The 2,183-nt window shown below is 59.2% G+C and carries 1 protein-coding gene; it reads right to left on the reverse strand.

The window, feature by feature from the left end; all coding sequences use genetic code 11:
* Positions 1-138: 138 nt before the first annotated feature.
* Entirely contained in the window at positions 139-2,085 is a 1,947-nt protein-coding gene (locus NW841_RS12695; RefSeq protein ID WP_414386743.1) for an alpha-1,4-glucan--maltose-1-phosphate maltosyltransferase, read from the reverse strand.
* Between the last annotated feature and the right edge of the window lie 98 nt (positions 2,086-2,183).

Raw genomic sequence — 2,183 nt, forward strand, 5'->3', positions numbered from 1 at the left:
ACCGGCCTAGAGGTCCGTGGTTGGCTTGCCAACTGCAGGGCTACCGTTCGCGTCAGCGGCGCGTAGCGCTTAAAGCCTGCTCCGTACCGCTTAGCGGTCGGAGCCGGGTAGTTTACTGTACTGCTGTTGTCGGGATCTTCAACTTTCGATGAGAAAAATGTGGGCTGGCATCGTCCAGGGATCCAGCTTGATGTAGTTGGTGGATCCCTGCCAGGAATACTGCTGGCCGTCCAAGAGGTCGATCACCTTGAAAGTTTGCCAGTGTTCCAAACCCAAAGCCCCCAGGTTGAGGGTGACCCAGCCGGATTGAATGTGAAACGGATCCAAATTGACCGCCACCAAGATGCGGTTGCTGCCATCAAAGGTGCGCTTGGAGTAGCAGATCAGGGCCTCGTTGTCGGTGGGGTGAAACACCAAGCTCCAGTCGCTTTGCAAAGCCGGGTTTTGCCGTCGGATCCGGTTCACCTGCGCGATCAGAGGCCGCAAGTTATCCGGTGTGTCCAGATCCCAGTGGCGGATTTGGTATTTTTCCGAGTCCAGATACTCTTCGCTGCCGGGGCGGAGGGGACGGTTTTCGCAGAGTTCAAAAGCGGGGCCGTAGATGCCGTAGCTGGCCCCCAGCGTGGCCGCCAGGATGAGGCGCAGCATAAAAGCCGGGCGTCCCCCCTTTTGCAAGAACTCGTTCAGAATGTCCGGCGTGTTGGGCCAGAGGTTGGGGCGGTAGTACTCCCGCATCGGGGTTTGGGTGAGCTCGGTGAAGTACTCCGTCAGGCCCCACTTGTCGTTGCGCCAAGTGAAATAGGTGTAAGACTGGGTGAAGCCCAGCTTGGCCAAGGATTTCATCAGTTTGGGGCGGGTGAAGGCTTCAGACAAAAAGATTGTCTGCGGGTGCTTGGCCTTGATCTGGCCGATGCACCACTCCCAAAAGCCAAAAGCCTTGGTGTGGGGATTATCAACCCGAAAGATGGTGACTCCCTGGTCGATCCAGTATTCGATAACGCTTTTTAACTCCTCCCAGAGGGCCTGCCAGTTTTCCGTCTCAAAGTCGAGGGGGTAGATGTCTTGATATTTCTTGGGCGGGTTCTCCGCATATTGAATGGTGCCGTCGGGCCGCTTTTTAAACCATTCCGGGTGCTCTTTCACATAGGGGTGATCCGGCGAGCACTGGAAGGCGATGTCCAGGGCGATATCGATGTTGAGTTTTTTGGCCTCCGCCACCAAGCGATGAAAATCCTCCAGGGATCCCAGTTGGGGATGGATGGCCTTGTGCCCGCCTTCTGGCCCGCCAATGGCCCAGGGAGAGCCCACATCCTCCGGCTCTGCCGTCATAGAGTTGTTTTTGCCCTTGCGGAAGGTGCGCCCGATGGGGTGGATGGGGGGCAGGTAGAGCACATCGAAGCCCATCTCGGCAAGCAGCGGCAGGCGGGCGATCACATCCTGGAAGGTGCCGTGGGTGTGCTCGTCAGGGCCACAGGAGCGGGGAAACAGCTCGTACCAGGTGCTGAAGCGGGCCTTCTCCGGATCCACCCAAACCCGTCGCTCCGGGTAGGCGGTGACGAAGCGGCGCTCGCCGTAGAGCTGCATCAGGGATCCCAGGGTTGGGGAAAGGGCGATCTCGATAGCCGGATCCCCGCCTTGGCGGAGCATTTGGGCGTAGTTGCGCAGCTTTGCCGCCAGATCCCCGCTTTGAGCCTGGGCGGCCCGCTCCACTAGCTCCGCCCCGATCAACAGCTCCACCGCCACATCCTGCTCGGCAGCCACCCGCTTGTGCAGATCCTGCTGCCAGGTTTGGAAAGGATCCACCCAGGCCAAGATGCGGTAAAAGGCTTGGCCAATTTGTGTGACCTGAAATTGCGCCCGCCAGCGGTCGTTGCCGATGGGCTCCATGAAGAGCTCCTCCCAGTCTGTTGCCCCGGCCTGGCGAAAACTGAGCACCGCCGAGAGTTGGTCGTGGCCATCGGCGAAGATGTCCGCCTCCACCACCACGTACTCCCCCACTGTTCGCTTGATGGCGTAGCGCCCACCGTCGATTTCCGGCGTCACCGCCTCGATGATGGCCCGTTGCCGACCTTCCGCTGGCCACATAGGGTTAACCTCGCCCCTTTTCAATTTCTAGAGGTGCACCGCCGCATGAGACAATGCACTTAGAATCATGCCAAAGCTTAGCCTTTCCCCAGTACACT

This window comes from Synechococcus sp. H60.3, from assembly GCF_047462295.1.
In the GTDB taxonomy this organism is placed as follows: domain Bacteria; phylum Cyanobacteriota; class Cyanobacteriia; order Thermostichales; family Thermostichaceae; genus Thermostichus.

What these genes read in the sequence shown, in the direction of transcription:
- NW841_RS12695 (WP_414386743.1), bottom strand. Translation starts at nt 2,085, where the DNA reads ATGTGGCCAGCGGAAGGTCGGCAACGGGCCATCATCGAGGCGGTGACG.